Annotated in this window: 15 protein-coding genes; 13 read left to right on the forward strand and 2 right to left on the reverse strand. The window is 70.7% G+C overall.

The window, feature by feature from the left end; translation table 11 throughout:
- The first annotated feature begins 52 nt into the window (after positions 1-52).
- A complete protein-coding gene (locus JWN97_RS08425; RefSeq protein WP_297621268.1) occupies positions 53-688 on the forward strand; it encodes an MBL fold metallo-hydrolase in 636 nt (211 codons plus the stop codon).
- Between the two features lie 15 nt (positions 689-703).
- Here the strand turns inward: JWN97_RS08425 and JWN97_RS08430 are convergent, their stop codons facing one another.
- On the reverse strand, positions 704-1,954 hold the full coding sequence (locus JWN97_RS08430; RefSeq protein ID WP_297621270.1) for an isochorismate synthase: 1,251 nt from the start codon (positions 1,952-1,954) through the stop codon (positions 704-706).
- Between the two features lie 119 nt (positions 1,955-2,073).
- Between JWN97_RS08430 and JWN97_RS08435 the strand changes: the two genes are divergently transcribed.
- On the forward strand, positions 2,074-3,264 hold the full coding sequence (locus tag JWN97_RS08435; protein ID WP_297621272.1) for an AMP-binding protein: 1,191 nt from the start codon (positions 2,074-2,076) through the stop codon (positions 3,262-3,264).
- A gap of 69 nt (positions 3,265-3,333) precedes the next feature.
- Here the strand turns inward: JWN97_RS08435 and JWN97_RS08440 are convergent, their stop codons facing one another.
- Positions 3,334-4,353 carry a L,D-transpeptidase family protein gene (locus tag JWN97_RS08440; protein ID WP_297621273.1) on the reverse strand — a complete coding sequence of 340 codons (1,020 nt, stop codon included), beginning with the start codon at positions 4,351-4,353 and terminating at the stop codon, positions 3,334-3,336.
- A 101-nt stretch (positions 4,354-4,454) separates the two neighbouring features.
- Between JWN97_RS08440 and JWN97_RS08445 the strand changes: the two genes are divergently transcribed.
- The 11 genes from JWN97_RS08445 to JWN97_RS08495 form a co-directional block, all read left to right on the forward strand.
- Complete coding sequence (locus tag JWN97_RS08445) at positions 4,455-5,144, forward strand: demethylmenaquinone methyltransferase (protein WP_297621275.1); 690 nt, start codon at positions 4,455-4,457, stop codon at positions 5,142-5,144.
- Positions 5,145-5,408: 264 nt separating this feature from the next.
- Positions 5,409-5,768: an NADH-quinone oxidoreductase subunit A gene (locus JWN97_RS08450; protein ID WP_297621277.1), complete on the forward strand. Its 360-nt coding sequence runs from the start codon at positions 5,409-5,411 to the stop codon at positions 5,766-5,768.
- Between the two features lie 10 nt (positions 5,769-5,778).
- Positions 5,779-6,333, forward strand: a complete 555-nt coding sequence (locus JWN97_RS08455) for an NADH-quinone oxidoreductase subunit B (protein ID WP_297621279.1) — start codon at positions 5,779-5,781, stop codon at positions 6,331-6,333.
- The gene (locus tag JWN97_RS08460) at positions 6,330-7,148 is read left to right on the forward strand and encodes an NADH-quinone oxidoreductase subunit C (RefSeq protein WP_297621281.1); all 819 of its coding nucleotides are present in this window, start codon (positions 6,330-6,332) and stop codon (positions 7,146-7,148) included. Before JWN97_RS08455 ends, JWN97_RS08460 begins: the two co-directional genes overlap by 4 nt.
- A gap of 88 nt (positions 7,149-7,236) precedes the next feature.
- Positions 7,237-8,577, forward strand: coding sequence for an NADH-quinone oxidoreductase subunit D (locus tag JWN97_RS08465; protein ID WP_297621283.1), 1,341 nt, complete (start codon positions 7,237-7,239; stop codon positions 8,575-8,577).
- Positions 8,574-9,227, forward strand: coding sequence for an NADH-quinone oxidoreductase subunit NuoE (nuoE, locus tag JWN97_RS08470; protein WP_297621285.1), 654 nt, complete (start codon positions 8,574-8,576; stop codon positions 9,225-9,227). The genes JWN97_RS08465 and nuoE overlap by 4 nt, the downstream gene beginning before the upstream one ends.
- A complete protein-coding gene (gene nuoF, locus JWN97_RS08475; protein WP_297621286.1) occupies positions 9,220-10,530 on the forward strand; it encodes an NADH-quinone oxidoreductase subunit NuoF in 1,311 nt (436 codons plus the stop codon). The genes nuoE and nuoF overlap by 8 nt, the downstream gene beginning before the upstream one ends.
- Before the next feature lie 67 nt (positions 10,531-10,597).
- Positions 10,598-13,051 (forward strand): NADH-quinone oxidoreductase subunit G, encoded by a 2,454-nt coding sequence (locus JWN97_RS08480; RefSeq protein WP_297621287.1) that lies wholly within the window; start codon positions 10,598-10,600, stop codon positions 13,049-13,051.
- Positions 13,051-14,382 (forward strand): NADH-quinone oxidoreductase subunit NuoH, encoded by a 1,332-nt coding sequence (gene nuoH, locus JWN97_RS08485; protein WP_297621289.1) that lies wholly within the window; start codon positions 13,051-13,053, stop codon positions 14,380-14,382. Before JWN97_RS08480 ends, nuoH begins: the two co-directional genes overlap by 1 nt.
- Positions 14,375-14,908: an NADH-quinone oxidoreductase subunit NuoI gene (gene nuoI / locus JWN97_RS08490; protein WP_297621291.1), complete on the forward strand. Its 534-nt coding sequence runs from the start codon at positions 14,375-14,377 to the stop codon at positions 14,906-14,908. Before nuoH ends, nuoI begins: the two co-directional genes overlap by 8 nt.
- A gap of 67 nt (positions 14,909-14,975) precedes the next feature.
- A partial coding sequence (locus JWN97_RS08495) for an NADH-quinone oxidoreductase subunit J (protein WP_297621293.1) occupies positions 14,976-15,259 on the forward strand: 284 nt, incomplete at its 3' end.

The following is a 15,259-nucleotide window of genomic DNA, read 5'->3' on the forward strand; positions in this document are numbered from 1 at the left end:
CTAACCGCGCACCCCGAAGGTTCGACGATTCGACAGGCCTACTCTGGACGCCATGCGGATCACCAAGTTCGGCCATGCGTGCGTGCGGATCCAGACCGACGGGGGAGTCGTCGTGCTCGACCCCGGCGTGTTCACCGAGGCGGATGCACTGGACGGTGCCGACGCCGTCCTGATCACCCACGAGCACGCCGACCACGTCCATCCCGAGCTCCTGCGCGGCAGTGACGCGCCGATCTGGACGATCGCCGCGGTGGAGCGTCTGCTGCGCGAGCAGGCGCCGGACGTCGCCGAGCGCGTCACCGTCGTACGACCGGGCGACCGCCTCGACATCGCCGGTGCCGCCGTGGAGGTGGTGGGGGAGAAGCACGCGGTGATCCACCCGGACTACGACCGCTTCGACAACTCCGGCTACGTCGTCGAGTCGGGCGGCACCACTGTCTACCACCCCGGCGACGCCCTCACCGCGCCCGGACGCGCCGTCGACGTCCTCTTCGCGCCGGTCAGCGCGCCGTGGCTGAAGGTCGGCGAGGCCGTCGACTTCGTGCGCGAGGTGGCGGCGCCGACGTCGCTGGCGATCCACGACCGCGTCTACAGCGACATCGGGCTCGACATGGTGTCGGGGCACATGGCACGGCTGCTGCCCGAGGGCCAGGCCTTCGAGCGTCGCGAGACCGGCCGGGACCTCTAGGCCGCGACCTGCGGGTCAGGCCTCGAGCGCGTCGCGCACCGGGACGAACTTCGCCTGCGACTCGGCCAGCTCGGCCTCCGGGTCGGAGCTCGCGACGATGCCGCAGCCGGCGAAGAGCCGGACGCCGCCCTCGGTGATCATCGCCGAGCGCAGCGCGATGCCCCACTCGCCGTCGCCGGAGGCATCCATCCAGCCGACCGGGCCGGCGTAGCGGTCGCGCGGCATGCCCTCGATCTCGGCGATGAGGCGGGTCGCGGCGGGCGTCGGTGTGCCGCCCACCGCCGCCGAGGGATGCAGCGACTCGGCCAGCTGGAGCGACGTCGCCACGTCGTGGACGACGCCGTTCACGTCGGTGGCCAGGTGCATGACGTTGGGCAGGTGCAGCACGAACGGCGCCTCGGGGACGTTCATGGACGAGCAGTGGGGCTCGAGCGCGTCGGCGACGGACCGCACGGCGTACTCGTGCTCCTCGAGGTCCTTCGACGAGCGCGCCAGGGTCGCGGCAAGCGCCAGGTCGCGCTCGTCGTCACCCGTACGTCGGATGGTGCCGGCCAACACCCGCGAGGTGACCAGGCCGCGCTCGCGCCGCACCAGCATCTCGGGGGTCGCGCCGAAGAGGCCGTCGACGTGGAACGTCCAGCACATCTCGTACTGGTCGGCCAGGCGGCTCAACGGCCACCGCACGTCCAGCGGCTCGTCGGTGGTGGCGATCAGGTCGCGCGCCAGGACGACCTTCTCGAGGTCGCCGTCGGTGATCCGGCCCACCGCCTCGGCGACGACGGTCATCCACTCCTCGCCGTTGCGGGACCCGTCGGAGAAGGTCAGCCCCACCGGCGGTCGAGGCGGCTCCGTGGCGGTCAGCGTCGGTGCGGCGACCGAGACGGTCGTCAGCCACGTGCGGTCGCCGCGGCGGCCGACGACGACCTGCGGCACCACGAGCACCGAGTCGCCCGGCTCGTCGGCGAAGGCGAACGCGCCGAAGCACACCAGGCCGGTCCCGGGCTCGCCGACCCGGTCGTCGACGTCGGCACGGGCGACGGTCTCCGACCACCACTTCACGGCATCGCTGAAACGGGTGATGCCGGACGTCTCGAGGCGCGCGGCGACACCCCACCCCACGATGCCCTCACCGCGGCGGATCCAGCTGACCGGGTCCTGCTCGGGGAGCAGGTCGAGCAGCGGGAGATCTGCCAGGTCCACCGGGACGGTGCGCACGACGAGAGGCGCTGAGAGTCCGGGGCCGACGGCGGACGCGGGGGTCGTCACGACGGAGGAGCCTACGCCGGGGTGCGCAACGCCCTGAGGGGAGATCTGGCAAACGGCGAACAGGAGGGGTCCGGCTCCCCTAGGTTGCGGCGGTACACCACGTCCGGAGGGGGCCGCAAGTGCCTGTTCAGCAATCGCCGCTGAAGCGGTTGGAGCGCCACGCCCGCGACCGCGCGCTCGACCCCGCCGTCGTGGAGCAGCGCGGGCAGGACTGGGCCTCGCTCACCTGGAACGAGCTCTACCGTCGCGTCATCGACGGCGCCGCCGGCATGATCGAGGCCGGCGTCAACCCCGGACAGGTCGTGGTGATCCGTGTCCCCACCGGCATCCGCCAGCTCGAGCTCGAGCTCGCCACCCGGGTCGCCGGCGCGGTCCCGCTGCTGCTGCCCGAGCACATGGACCCGCGTGAGGTCGGCCGCCTGCTCGACGAGATCCAGGTGCGCCTGGTGATCGTCGACGACGAGAGCCGGCTCGGCCTGCTGCGGTGGGCCGGCCTGACCCAGGCCCAGCTGTTCGAGTGCGACGACCGGTCGTGGGAGCGGTTGCGCGGCATGGGTCTCGAGCGCCGCAAGCGCCAGCCCGACGTGCTCTCGTGGGTCGACTCGGTCCGCGGACGTACGCCGTCCAGCGCGGTGCTCGGCCTGCCGCGGGAGAAGGCGCTCGCCTGGCTCTTCCGCCCCGAGTCGTCCGGCACGCTCGAGGACCTCACGGCCGACGACGTCGTGCTGCTGACGGGGGAGGCGACCGACCGGTTCACCACGGTCGTGCGTGACGCCCACCTGACGGCCGGCTGCACGCTGGCCTGGGTGGAGACCCCCGCCCAGCTGGAGGCGGCCCTCGCGCACGTCTCCCCGACGCACCTCCTGCTCGACCACGTCACCGCCAAGGTGCTGGAGGAGCTGCTCGTCGCGGCGACCATCGACGGTGTCCCGTGGCACGAGACTCCGCAGGAGGTCCTCGAGGCCACGTCGGCGCAGGTCGCCGAGGCACGGCTCCGCGGCCGCACCCGGAAGCTGGCCGCCGACGTCACCGCCCTCGCTCCGTGGTGGGGTGACCGGCTGCGCGTGCTGGTCCTCGACGCCCGCGTCAACCGCACCATCAGTGGCCTGGCCACCGTGCTGGGCTTCAAGCTCGGTCGCATCGCGCACCACCCCGCGATCCGGCTCGACCTGGCGCGGGAGCACTCGGTCGTGGACGTCCCGTCCCCGCCGCCCACCACTCTGGACGCCGACGCGTCCCTGCCCCGACGCGGTCGCGGCGGAACGGAGCTGGACTCCGCCTTCTCGCTGTCGGGCGCCTCCGGAAGCTGAGCTGGCGGGCGCCTCGTCCCGCGAGAACGTCCCCCACGTGCGGGTCACGCGCTGGATCCCCGACGGGTCTCAGGAGCGGTAGACGATCACCTTGTCGCCGATCCGCACCTCGTCGAAGAGCCACTCCACCGCGCCGCGGTCGCGCACGTTGACGCAGCCGTGGGACGCGCCGCTGTAGCCGTTGGCGGCGAAGTCGGGGGAGTAGTGCACCGCCTGACCGCCCGAGAAGAACATCGCGAACGGCATCGAGGTGCCGTAGAGGTTGGACACGTGGTCACGGGACTTGCGGTAGACGGAGAAGGCACCCTCGCGGGTCGGCAGCTCGTCGGACCCGAAGCGCACCTCGACGGTGCGGCGCACGACGCCGTCGACCATCCAGCGCAGCGACCGTGACGACTTGTCCACGCACATCGCCCGGCCGGTGGCGCAGCGCGGGTCGAGCGGTGGCCCGGCGGGGACGATGTTGAAGAGCTCCGCCTTCGTGGGCTCACGGGTCATGTCCTTGAGCCGCGTGAGCGTGCGGCGGTCGACCTGACCGGTGACCGGGATCCTGCGTGCGTCCTGGAAGCCGCGCACCGCCTCCACCGTCGAGCGGCCGTAGCGGCCGGTCACCGGGGCGTCGTACCAGCGCACCTGCTCGAGCCGGGCCTGGACCTGGCGCACCCACATGCCGGTGTCGCCGCGCTGGAGCAGGGGGCGACCGGGCTGGTAGACGTTGTGCAGCGCGTCGGACGTGGGCTCGGTGGTGAGCGACACGAGCGTGAGCCAGGTGCGCTCGTCGACCACGCCGTCGGCGGTCCACCCGCGGCGCCGCTGGAGGGTGGCCACGCCGGCGCGAGTCTCCTCGTCGAAGCGGTTGGTCACGACCTCGGAGTGCAGGTCGAGCTGGTGGAGCCGGCTCTGCAGCACGCGCACCCGCCACCCGGTGTCACCCGGGCGCATCGGGGCGAACCCGGCCTGCGATGACGCTGCCGCGGACGCCGGCGTGGTCGACGCCGTCACCGCCGCGAGGGCCGTCGTCGCGCACAGCAGGGCCAGCAGGAGCGCGATCGTGCGCGGTGACGCGGAACGTGGGACACGTCGTGGCATGTGGATCCTCCCCGGGATGCCGGTCGGCCCGGCAAGTGTAGGGACGCGGTGGGACACCCCCGCGTTGCACCCGCCCGGCCTCGGACGCCTACGCTCGGCGCGTGGCCCGCGCTGACCTGGACAAGCAACCTTCCGACGTACGTCGCATGTTCGACACCGTGGCCAAGCGCTACGACCTCACCAACGACCTGATGACGGCTGGGATCCAGCGCAGCTGGCGCCGCTCGATGGTCGAGGCCGTCGGTCCGCGCCGGGGGGACCTGGTCCTCGACCTCGCCGCCGGCACCGGCTGCTCGAGCGAGCCCTTCACCGCCCACGGCGCCACCGCCGTGCCGTGCGACTTCTCCGTCGGCATGCTGCGCCAGGGCAAGAAGGACCGACCGGGCCTGCCGTTCGTGGCCGGCGACGGCACCCGGCTGCCGTTCCTCGACGACACCTTCGACGCGGTCACCATCAGCTACGGCCTGCGCAACTTCGTCGACCCCGTGGCCGGCCTGAAGGAGATGCTCCGCGTCACCCGTCCCGGTGGCCGACTCGTGGTGTGCGAGTTCAGCCGGCCGACCAACGGCGCCCTGCGCACGGTCTACCTCGACGGCTTCATGCGGGCGCTGCCCCGGATCGCCTCCGTCACGGCGAGTGCCGCGGACGCCTACGTCTACCTCGCCGAGTCGATCCGCGCCTGGCCCGACCAGCCGGGTCTCGCCCAGATGATGGCCGAGGCGGGCTGGCAGCGGCCCGAGTGGCGCAACCTGACCGGAGGCATCGTCGCGCTCCACCGGGCCACTGCCTGACTCGTCCATACCCCGGTCCGGCGGCCGTCCCCCGGTGCGACCGGGTCGTGGTGGACGACGCCGTACGCGCCGAGCTCCGCAGCAGAATTAGCGCACGCTCCCGTTGCCTTAATGCGCAGGTCAGCACGGCAAATCCCCGTGCAGACCCCGACGTGACGCACGCCGCATTGCAGTCCTAGACTGTGGCTCGCGCCACTCGTGAAGCCGTTCACAAGGTCACATGTCTTCACTCCAACCGGGCGCCGGTCCTCCGGAAGGGAAGCGATGGAGCTCTACACGCCGGTCCTCGCTCTGGCACTGATCGCGACGGGCTTCGCGGTCTTCTCCGTGGCCATGAGCGCGCTCATCGGCCCCAAGCGCTACAACCGGGCCAAGCTCGACTCCTACGAGTGCGGCATCGAGCCGACTCCGCAGCCCATCGGCGGCGGACGCATCCCGGTGAAGTACTTCATCACCGCGATGCTCTTCATCGTCTTCGACATCGAGATCATCTTCCTCTACCCGTGGGCCGTGCACTTCGACGCGATGCGCGTCTTCGGGCTGGTCGAGATGGTCCTGTTCATCGCCACTGTCTTCGTCGCGTACGCCTATGTCTGGCGCCGCGGCGGCCTCGACTGGGACTGAGGAGTCACCCATGGGACTTGAAGAGAAGCTGCCCAGCGGCGTCCTGCTGACCACCGTCGAGGGCGTTGCTGGCTACATGCGCAAGGCGTCGTTCTGGCCCGCGACCTTCGGCCTGGCCTGCTGCGCCATCGAGATGATGACCACCGGCGGCCCCAAGTACGACCTCGCGCGCTTCGGCATGGAGGTCTTCCGGGCCAGCCCGCGCCAGGCCGACCTGATGATCGTCGCCGGCCGCGTGAGCCAGAAGATGGCCCCCGTCCTGCGCCAGATCTACGACCAGATGCCCGAGCCCAAGTGGGTCCTCGCGATGGGCGTCTGCGCCTCGTCGGGCGGCATGTTCAACAACTACGCCGTCGTCCAGGGCGTCGACCACATCGTCCCCGTCGACATGTACCTCCCCGGCTGCCCGCCGCGCCCGGAGATGCTGATCGACGCGATCCTCAAGCTCCACGACCAGGTCCAGGCCACCAAGCTCGGGGCCAACCGTCGTGAGGAGATCGCCGAGCTCGAGACCGCCGCGCTGCGCGCGCTGCCCACCTCGGAGATGAAGGGCCTGCTGCGGTGAGCGACGACAAGACCGACGACAAGACCGACAAGAACGAGTCCGCCCGGCCCGCCGAGGAGCGCAACCTCGAGGCGGCCAAGGACAGGACCGGCACCGGCAGCGGCGTCGAGCAGCCCGCCCCCGAGCAGTCGCCGGAGAACCTCCCGGCCCCCACGGGCGAGGTCCACGCGGTCGGTGAGCGCCGCGGCATGTTCGGCATCTCCGGCACCGGTGACACGTCCGGCTACGGCGGGCTCGTCAGCGCCAAAATGTTCCCGGCGCCCTCGGCGAAGCCCTACGGCGGCTGGTTCGACGAGGTGTCCGACGCCCTCGAGGCGCGGCTCGAGGCCACCGACCTCACCTCCGCGATCGAGAGCGTCGTGGTCCACCGCGGCGAGATCACCTTTCACGTGCGCCGCGAGGACCTGGCCTTCGTGGGGCAGATGCTGCGCGACGACGAGGCGCTGCGCTTCGAGTTCTGCTCGGGCGTCAGCGGCGTCCACTACCCCGACGACGCGGGGCGCGAGCTGCACGCCGTCTACCACCTCACCTCGATGACCCACAACCGGCGCATCCGGCTCGAGGTGACCGCCCCGGACGACGACCCGCACATCCCCAGCCTGGTGAGCATCTATCCCACCCTCGACTGGCACGAGCGCGAGACGTACGACATGTTCGGGCTGATCTTCGACGGTCATCCCGCTCTGACCCGGGTCCTCATGCCCGACGACTGGCCGGGGCACCCGCAGCGCAAGGACTACCCGCTCGGCGGGATCCCCGTGGAGTACAAGGGCGGCAGCATCCCGCCGCCCGACCAGCGCAGGAGCTACAACTGATGGCACCCCACGACGTTCTTCTTCTCCTCCGCTTCGCCCCCCCGGCGAACAACGCCGCGGGGACCCCGCCCCTCTGGAGTGATGTGGCATGACCACAGAGCAGGACTTCTACTCGGCACCCGGTGAGACCAGCCAGGGCCGCGTCTTCACCGTGACCGGCCAGGACTGGGACTCGATCACGCAGAGCATCGGCGAGTCCGCCGAGGAGCGGGTCGTGGTCAACATGGGTCCGCAGCACCCGTCGACCCACGGCGTGCTCCGCCTGATCCTCGAGCTCGAGGGCGAGACGGTCACCGAGGCCCGGTGCGGCATCGGCTACCTCCACACGGGCATCGAGAAGAACATGGAGTACCGCTCCTGGGTCCAGGGGACGACCTTCTGCACCCGGATGGACTACCTCTCCCCGTTCTACAACGAGATGGCCTACGTCCTGGGCGTCGAGCGCCTGCTCGACATCGAGGACGAGATCCCGGAGAAGGCGGAGGTGATGCGGGTCCTGCTGATGGAGCTCAACCGCATCTCCTCGCACCTGGTCTGCATCGCCACCGGCGGCATGGAGATCGGCGCGCTGACCGTCATGACGATCGGCTTCCGTGAGCGCGAGCTGGTGCTCGACCTGTTCGAGCTGATCACCGGCCTGCGGATGAACCACGCGTTCATCCGCCCCGGCGGTGTGGCCCAGGACCTGCCGCCCGGTGCGCTCGACGAGATCCGCGACTTCATCGTGCTGATGAAGAAGCGCCTGCCCGAGTACGCCGCGCTCTGCAACGCCAACCCGATCTTCAAGGGTCGCCTCGAGGGCGTCGGCCATCTCGACCTGGCCGGCTGCCTGGCGCTCGGCCTCACCGGCCCGGTGCTCCGCTCGACCGGCTACGCCTGGGACCTGCGCAAGACCCAGCCCTACAGCGGCTATGAGGACTACGACTTCGAGGTCCAGACCTGGGACACCTGCGACTCCTACGGCCGGTTCCGCATCCGGCTCAACGAGATGTGGGAGTCGCTCAAGATCGTCGAGCAGGCGGTCGACCGTCTCGCCGGCCTCGAGGGCGCCCCCGTGATGGTCGGCGACAAGAAGATTGCGTGGCCCAGCCAGCTCGCCATCGGCAGCGACGGCCTGGGCAACAGCCTCGACCACATCCGCCACATCATGGGTGAGTCGATGGAGGCGCTGATCCACCACTTCAAGCTGGTCACCGAGGGCTTCCGGGTCCCGGCGGGCCAGGCCTACGTGCCGATCGAGTCCCCCCGCGGCGAGCTGGGCGCCCACGTCGTCTCCGACGGCGGTACGCGTCCCTTCCGCGCGCACTTCCGCGACCCGTCCTTCACCAACCTGCAGGCGACGAGCGTGATGAGCGAGGGCGGCATGGTCGCCGACGTGATCGTCGCCATCGCCTCCATCGACCCCGTCATGGGAGGAGTCGACCGATGAGTCAGCTCGACGAGAAGACCTGGGACGAGCTGCGCGAGATCGCGGCCCGCTACCCGGAGGCGCGCTCCGGACTGCTCCCGATGCTGCACCTGGTGCAGTCGGTCGAGGGCCGGGTCACCCCCGAGGCCATCGAGGCGTGCGCCGAGGTCCTCGGCATCAGCGCCGCCGAGGTCAACGGCGTCGCGACCTTCTACACGATGTACAAGCGCAAGCCCGTCGGCGACTACCACGTCGGCGTCTGCACCAACACCCTGTGCGCGGTGATGGGCGGCGACCTGATCTTCGAGCGGCTCAAGGAGCACCTCGACGTCGGCAACGACGAGACCAGTGCCGACGGCAAGATCACGCTCGAGCACATCGAGTGCAACGCGGCCTGCGACTACGCCCCGGTGATGATGGTCAACTGGGAGTTCATGGACAACCAGACCCCCGAGTCGGCCGTCCAGGCGATCGACGACCTGCGTGCGGGCAACCCGGTCCACTCGACGCGGGGTCCGCAGCTGTGCACCTGGCGCGAGGCCGAGCGCGTGCTCGCCGGCTTCCCCGACGACCGCGCCGACGAGGGTCCGACCGCCGGTCCCGCCTCGCTCGCCGGCCTGAAGATCGCCCGCGAGAACGGCTGGACCGCCCCGGAGGAGAACCATGGCTGACACGCTGACCCCGGTCCTCACGGACAACTGGGACACCGAGCGCGCCTGGACCATGGCCGCCTACGAGGAGCGCGGTGGCTACGCCGCCCTCGACAAGGCCTTCGCGATGTCCCCCGACGACGTGATCAACGCCGTCAAGGAGTCCGGACTCCGTGGCCGCGGTGGCGCCGGCTTCCCCACGGGCATGAAGTGGGGCTTCATCCCGCAGGACAACCCGAGGCCCAAGTACCTCGTCGTCAACGCCGACGAGTCGGAGCCGGGCACCTGCAAGGACATCCCGCTGATGATGGCGACCCCGCACACGCTGGTCGAGGGCGTCATCGTCAGCTCCTACGCGATCCGCGCCAACACCGCGTTCATCTACGTCCGCGGCGAGGTGCTCCACGTCGTACGCCGCCTGCAGCGCGCGGTGCAGGAGGCCTACCTCGCGGGCCACCTCGGCAAGAACATCCACGGCTCGGGCTACGACCTCGACCTGATCGTCCACGCCGGTGCCGGCGCCTACATCTGCGGCGAGGAGACGGCGCTGCTCGAGGGACTCGAGGGCCGGCGCGGCCAACCCCGCCTGCGCCCGCCGTTCCCCGCCGTCGCCGGCCTCTACGCCAGCCCGACCGTGATCAACAACGTCGAGTCGATCGCCTCGGTCCCGGCGATCCTGACCCACGGCGCCGCGTGGTTCGCCTCGATGGGCACCGAGAAGTCCCAGGGCCACGGCATCTTCAGCCTCTCGGGCCACATCACCAACCCCGGCCAGTACGAAGCCCCGCTGGGGATCACCCTGCGCGAGCTCATCGACCTGGCCGGCGGCATGCGTGAGGGCCACGAGCTGAAGTTCTGGACCCCCGGCGGCTCCAGCACCCCGCTGCTGACGCCCGAGCACCTCGACGTGCCCCTCGACTTCGAGTCGGTCGGCGCGGCGGGCTCCATGCTCGGCACCCGTGCCCTGCAGCTCTTCGACGAGACCACGTGCGTGGTCCGCGCGGTGCTGCGGTGGACCGAGTTCTACAAGCACGAGTCCTGCGGCAAGTGCACCCCGTGCCGCGAGGGCACGTGGTGGCTGACCCAGACGCTCGCCCGCCTGGAGAAGGGGCAGGGCACCGAGGAGGACCTCGACCTGCTGCTCGACCAGTGCGACAACATCCTCGGCCGCTCGTTCTGCGCGCTCGGCGACGGTGCGACCAGCCCGATCTCCAGCTCGATCCAGCACTTCCGCGACGAGTACCTCGCGCACCTCACCCACGGCGGTTGCCCGTTCGACCCCGCCGCCTCCACCGTCTTCGCACCCGTGGGAGCCGAAGCATGAGCACCCCACAGAGTCCTGCGACTCCTCCGCTTCGCTCCTCCCTCACACAACTCTGCGAGGACCCCGCATGACCACCACCCCTGAGAAGACGCAGGTCGACACGGTCACCCTGACCATCGACGGCGTCCAGGTCAGCGTCCCCAAGGACACCCTGGTCATCCGCGCCGCCGAGCAGGTGGGCGTGCAGATCCCGCGCTTCTGCGACCACCCGCTCCTCGAGCCGGTCGGCGCGTGCCGCCAGTGCCTGGTCGACATTCCCGACGCCGGCAACGGCCGCGGCTTCCCCAAGCCGCAGGCCTCCTGCACGCTGCCGGTCGCCGAGGGCATGGTCGTCAACACCCAGGCGACCAGCGAGGTGGCCGACAAGGCGCAGCAGGGCGTCATGGAGTTCCTCCTGATCAACCACCCGCTCGACTGCCCGGTCTGCGACAAGGGCGGCGAGTGCCCCCTGCAGAACCAGGCGATGAGCAACGGCCGCGGCGAGAGCCGCTTCGCCGCCTCGGGTGGCGTCAAGCGCACCTTCCCCAAGCCGATCAACATCTCCGCGCAGGTCCTCCTCGACCGCGAGCGCTGCGTGCTGTGCGCCCGCTGCACCCGCTTCTCCGAGCAGATCGCGGGTGACCCGTTCATCGCCCTCGCCGAGCGCGGCGCGCTCCAGCAGGTCGCGATCTACGAGCGCGAGCCCTACGACAGCTACTTCTCCGGCAACGCGATCCAGATCTGCCCGGTGGGCGCGCTGACCTCGGCCGACTACCGCTTCCGCTCCCGCCCGTTCGACCTCGTCTCGACGCCCAGTGTGGCCGAGCACGACGCCTGCGGTGCGGCGATCCGCGTCGACCACCGTCGCGGCAAGGTGATGCGCCGCCTCGCCGGCAACGACGCCGAGGTCAACGAGGAGTGGATCAGCGACAAGGACCGCTTCGCGTTCCGCTACGCCCAGGTCGAGGACCGGATCACCTACCCGATGGTCCGCGAGACCCTGCCGGACGGCGGAAGGGGCGAGCTGCGGCCTGCCTCCTGGCCCGAGGCCTTCGCGGTCGCCGCCCGCGGCCTGCACGACGCCGGTGCCGGCGCCGTGCTCACCGGTGGTCGCCTCACCGCCGAGGATGCCTACGCCTACGCCAAGTTCGCACGGGTCGCCCTCGACACCAACGACATCGACTTCCGGGCCCGCCCCCACAGCGCGGAGGAGGCCAGCTTCCTGGCCTCGCACGTCGCGCTGTCGTCCGGGGTGACGTACGCCGACCTCGAGGCCGCGCCGGTCGTCGTGCTCCTCGGCCTGGAGCCGGAGGACGAGGCCGCGACGATCTTCCTGCGCCTGCGCAAGGCCGCCAAGCGCGGTCGTACGCAGGTCGTGTCCGTGGCGCCCTACGCCTCGCGAGGGCTCCACAAGATGAAGGGCCGCCTCGTCGCGACCGCCCCCGGCGCAGAGGTCGAGGCGATCGGCTCGCTCAAGGACGCCGAGCACGGCGTCAGCAAGGACGCGGTCATCCTCGTCGGTGAGCGGCTGGCCCAGACGCACGGCGCCCTCGAGGCCGCCCTCGAGCTCGCTCGCACCACCGGCGCCCGGCTCGCCTGGGTGCCCCGTCGTGCCGGAGACCGCGGTGCGGTCGAGACCGGCGCCCTGCCCAACCTGCTGCCGGGCGGTCGTCCGGTCGCCGAGGCCGCGGCGCGCGTCGACGTGGCTGCCGCGTGGGGGGTCGACACCCTTCCCGCCAAGGTCGGCCGCGACGGCAACGCCATCGTCGCCGCGCTCGCCAAGGGCGACCTCGGCGGTCTCGTGGTCGGGGGCGTCGACCCCGACGACACCGGTGACCCCGCGGCCTTCCGCGCTGCACTGGACGCGGCCGGCTTCGTGGTCAGCCTCGAGCTGCGCGAGACCGACGTCACCCGTGCGGCCGACGTCGTGCTGCCGGTCGCCCCGGTGGCCGACAAGGCCGGCACCTTCGTGACCTGGGACGGCCGCACCCGCGAGTTCCCGGCCGTCTTCACCAACCCCGCCTCGCTGCCCGACCTGCGCATCCTGTCCGGCATCGCCGACGAGCTCGCCGCGCTGGGCCAGGGGGCTCCGCTGGGCTTCCGCACCGTCCCCGAGGTCCGCGCCGAGATGCAGGCCCTCGGCCCGTGGGACGGCGCGCGCCCCGCGCTCGACGTCGGCAAGCCGCCGAAGCCGCCCAAGGCCGCCAGGAAGGGCGCGACCGCGTTCACCCTGGCCACCTGGAAGCAGCTCATCGACCTCGGCTCCATGCAGGACGGCGAGGTGCACCTGCGCGCGACCGCGCGCACGCCCGTCGCCCGCCTCAGCCGGGCGGCGTACGAGTCGGTGTTCGGGATGGTCGAGGTCGGCCACGAGCAGCTCGCCACGATCTCCGGTGACCGCGGCAGCATCACGCTGCCCGTGGTGGTCGCCGACCTGCCCGACGACGTGGTCTGGGTTCCGGCCCGGTCGGTCGGTCGCGGCGTCCTCGCCGAGCTCGCCTCCCCGGGCAGCGCGGTCACCGTGAAGGGAGCCTCGCAATGATGAGCATCCTGCCGCTGGCAGCGGACCTGCCCGATCCGGACCTGGCCCAGTTCGGCCAGGACCCGTGGTGGGTGATCGCCCTCAAGGCGGTCTTCATCTTCTTGATCCTGGTGCTGCTGACGCTGTTCAACATCTGGTTCGAGCGCCGCGTCGTGGCCCGCATGCAGCACCGCGTCGGCCCCAACGTGCACGGTCCCTTCGGCCTGCTGCAGTCGCTGGCGGACGGCGTGAAGCTCGCGCTCAAGGAGGACATCATCCCCAAGGCGGCCGACAAGGTCGTCTTCCTGCTGGCCCCGGTCATCGCGACGGTCCCGGCCTTCGTGACGTGGTCGGTCATCCCGCTCGGTCCCGAGGTCAACTTCTTCGGCCACCGGACCCCGCTGCAGCTGACCGACATGCCGGTCGCCGTGCTCTTCATGCTCGCGATCGCCTCCATCGGCATCTACGGCATCGTCCTCGGCGGCTGGTCCTCCGGCTCGACGTACTCCCTGCTCGGCGGCCTCCGCTCGAGCGCCCAGATGATCTCCTACGAGGTCGCGATGGGACTCGCGCTGGTGGCGGTCTTCCTCTACGCCGGCTCCATGTCGACCTCGGAGATCGTCGCCGCGCAGGACAGGCTGTGGTTCGGCCTGATCCTGCTGCCGTCCTTCGTCATCTACGTCATCTCGATGGTCGGCGAGACCAACCGCGCACCCTTCGACCTCCCCGAGGCCGAGGGCGAGCTGGTCGGCGGCTTCCACACTGAATACTCCAGCCTGAAGTTCGCCCTGTTCTTCCTGGCCGAGTACATCAACCTCGCGACCGTGTCGGCCATCGCCACCACGCTGTTCCTCGGCGGCTGGGCCGCTCCGTGGGGCATCGAGAACGTCTGGGACGGCGCCAACAGCGGCTACTGGCCCCTGCTGTGGTTCTTCTCGAAGATCTTCATCTTCATCTTCCTGTTCGTCTGGCTGCGCGGCTCGCTGCCCCGCATGCGCTACGACCAGTTCATGGCGCTGGGCTGGAAGGTCCTGATCCCGGTCTCGCTGGCCTGGATCGTGGCCGTCGCCACCATCCGCGTCATCTCGCTCGAGGGCAACATCAACCGCACCTACCTCGTGGCCGCGATCGCCGTCCTGCTCGTCCTGACCGCCGCGCTGATGTTCGTCGGCGAGCGCAAGGGTGACGACGAGGCCGTCGAGGTCCGCGACGAGCCCCACGACGCGTACGCCGGCGGGTTCCCCGTCCCGCCGATGCCGGCAGGCGGTGCCGTCCGCGGTGCTGCCGCGCCGATGACGTTCGCCACCGGCCGCACCACCGTCACCGCTTCAGCGGAGGAGAGCCATGAGTGAGTCCACTCCCTCGAAGGGCATCAAGGAGAGTCTCTGGGACCCGATCGCCGGCTTCGGCGTCACGTTCCGGACGATGTTCAAGAAGGTCGTCACCGAGCAGTACCCCTTCGAGAAGCTCCCGACCGCGCCGCGCTTCCACGGGCGCCACCAGCTCAACCGCTGGCCCGACGGCCTCGAGAAGTGCATCGGCTGCGAGCTGTGCGCGTGGGCGTGCCCGGCGGACGCGATCTACGTCGAGGGTGCCTCCAACACCGAGGACGAGCGCTTCAGCCCCGGCGAGCGCTACGGCCGCGTCTACCAGATCAACTACCTGCGCTGCATCCTCTGCGGCCTGTGCATCGAGGCGTGCCCGACCCGCGCGCTCACGATGACCAACGAGTACGAGCTGGCCGACAACAACCGCGCCGACCTCATCTACGAGAAGTCCGACCTCCTCGCCCCGCTGCTGCCCGGCATGGAGCAGCCGCCCCACCCGATGCGACTGGGTGACGACGAGGGTGACTACTACAGGGGGACCACTCGATGAACCACCCCACGAAGTTCTCGTCCTCCTCCGCTGCGCTCCTCCGCCCGACAACTTCGAGGGGACCCCGATGACGTTCTGGATCCTCGCCCCGATCATGGTGGCCGCCGCGCTCGGCATCCTGTTCGTCCGCAAGGCCGTCCACGCCGCCCTGCTGCTGGCCGTCGTGATGATCAGTCTCGCGTTCCTCTACGCCGTCCTCGACGCGCCGTTCCTCTTCGCGGTGCAGATCATCGTCTACACCGGCGCGATCCTCATGCTGTTCCTCTTCGTGATGATGCTGATCGGCGTCGACGCCTCCGACTCGGTCGTGGAGACGATCCGCGGCCAGCGGGCGACGGCGGTCGTCCTCGG

Origin of the sequence: Nocardioides sp. (assembly GCF_025965415.1) — a bacterium.
GTDB lineage: Bacteria > Actinomycetota > Actinomycetes > Propionibacteriales > Nocardioidaceae > Nocardioides.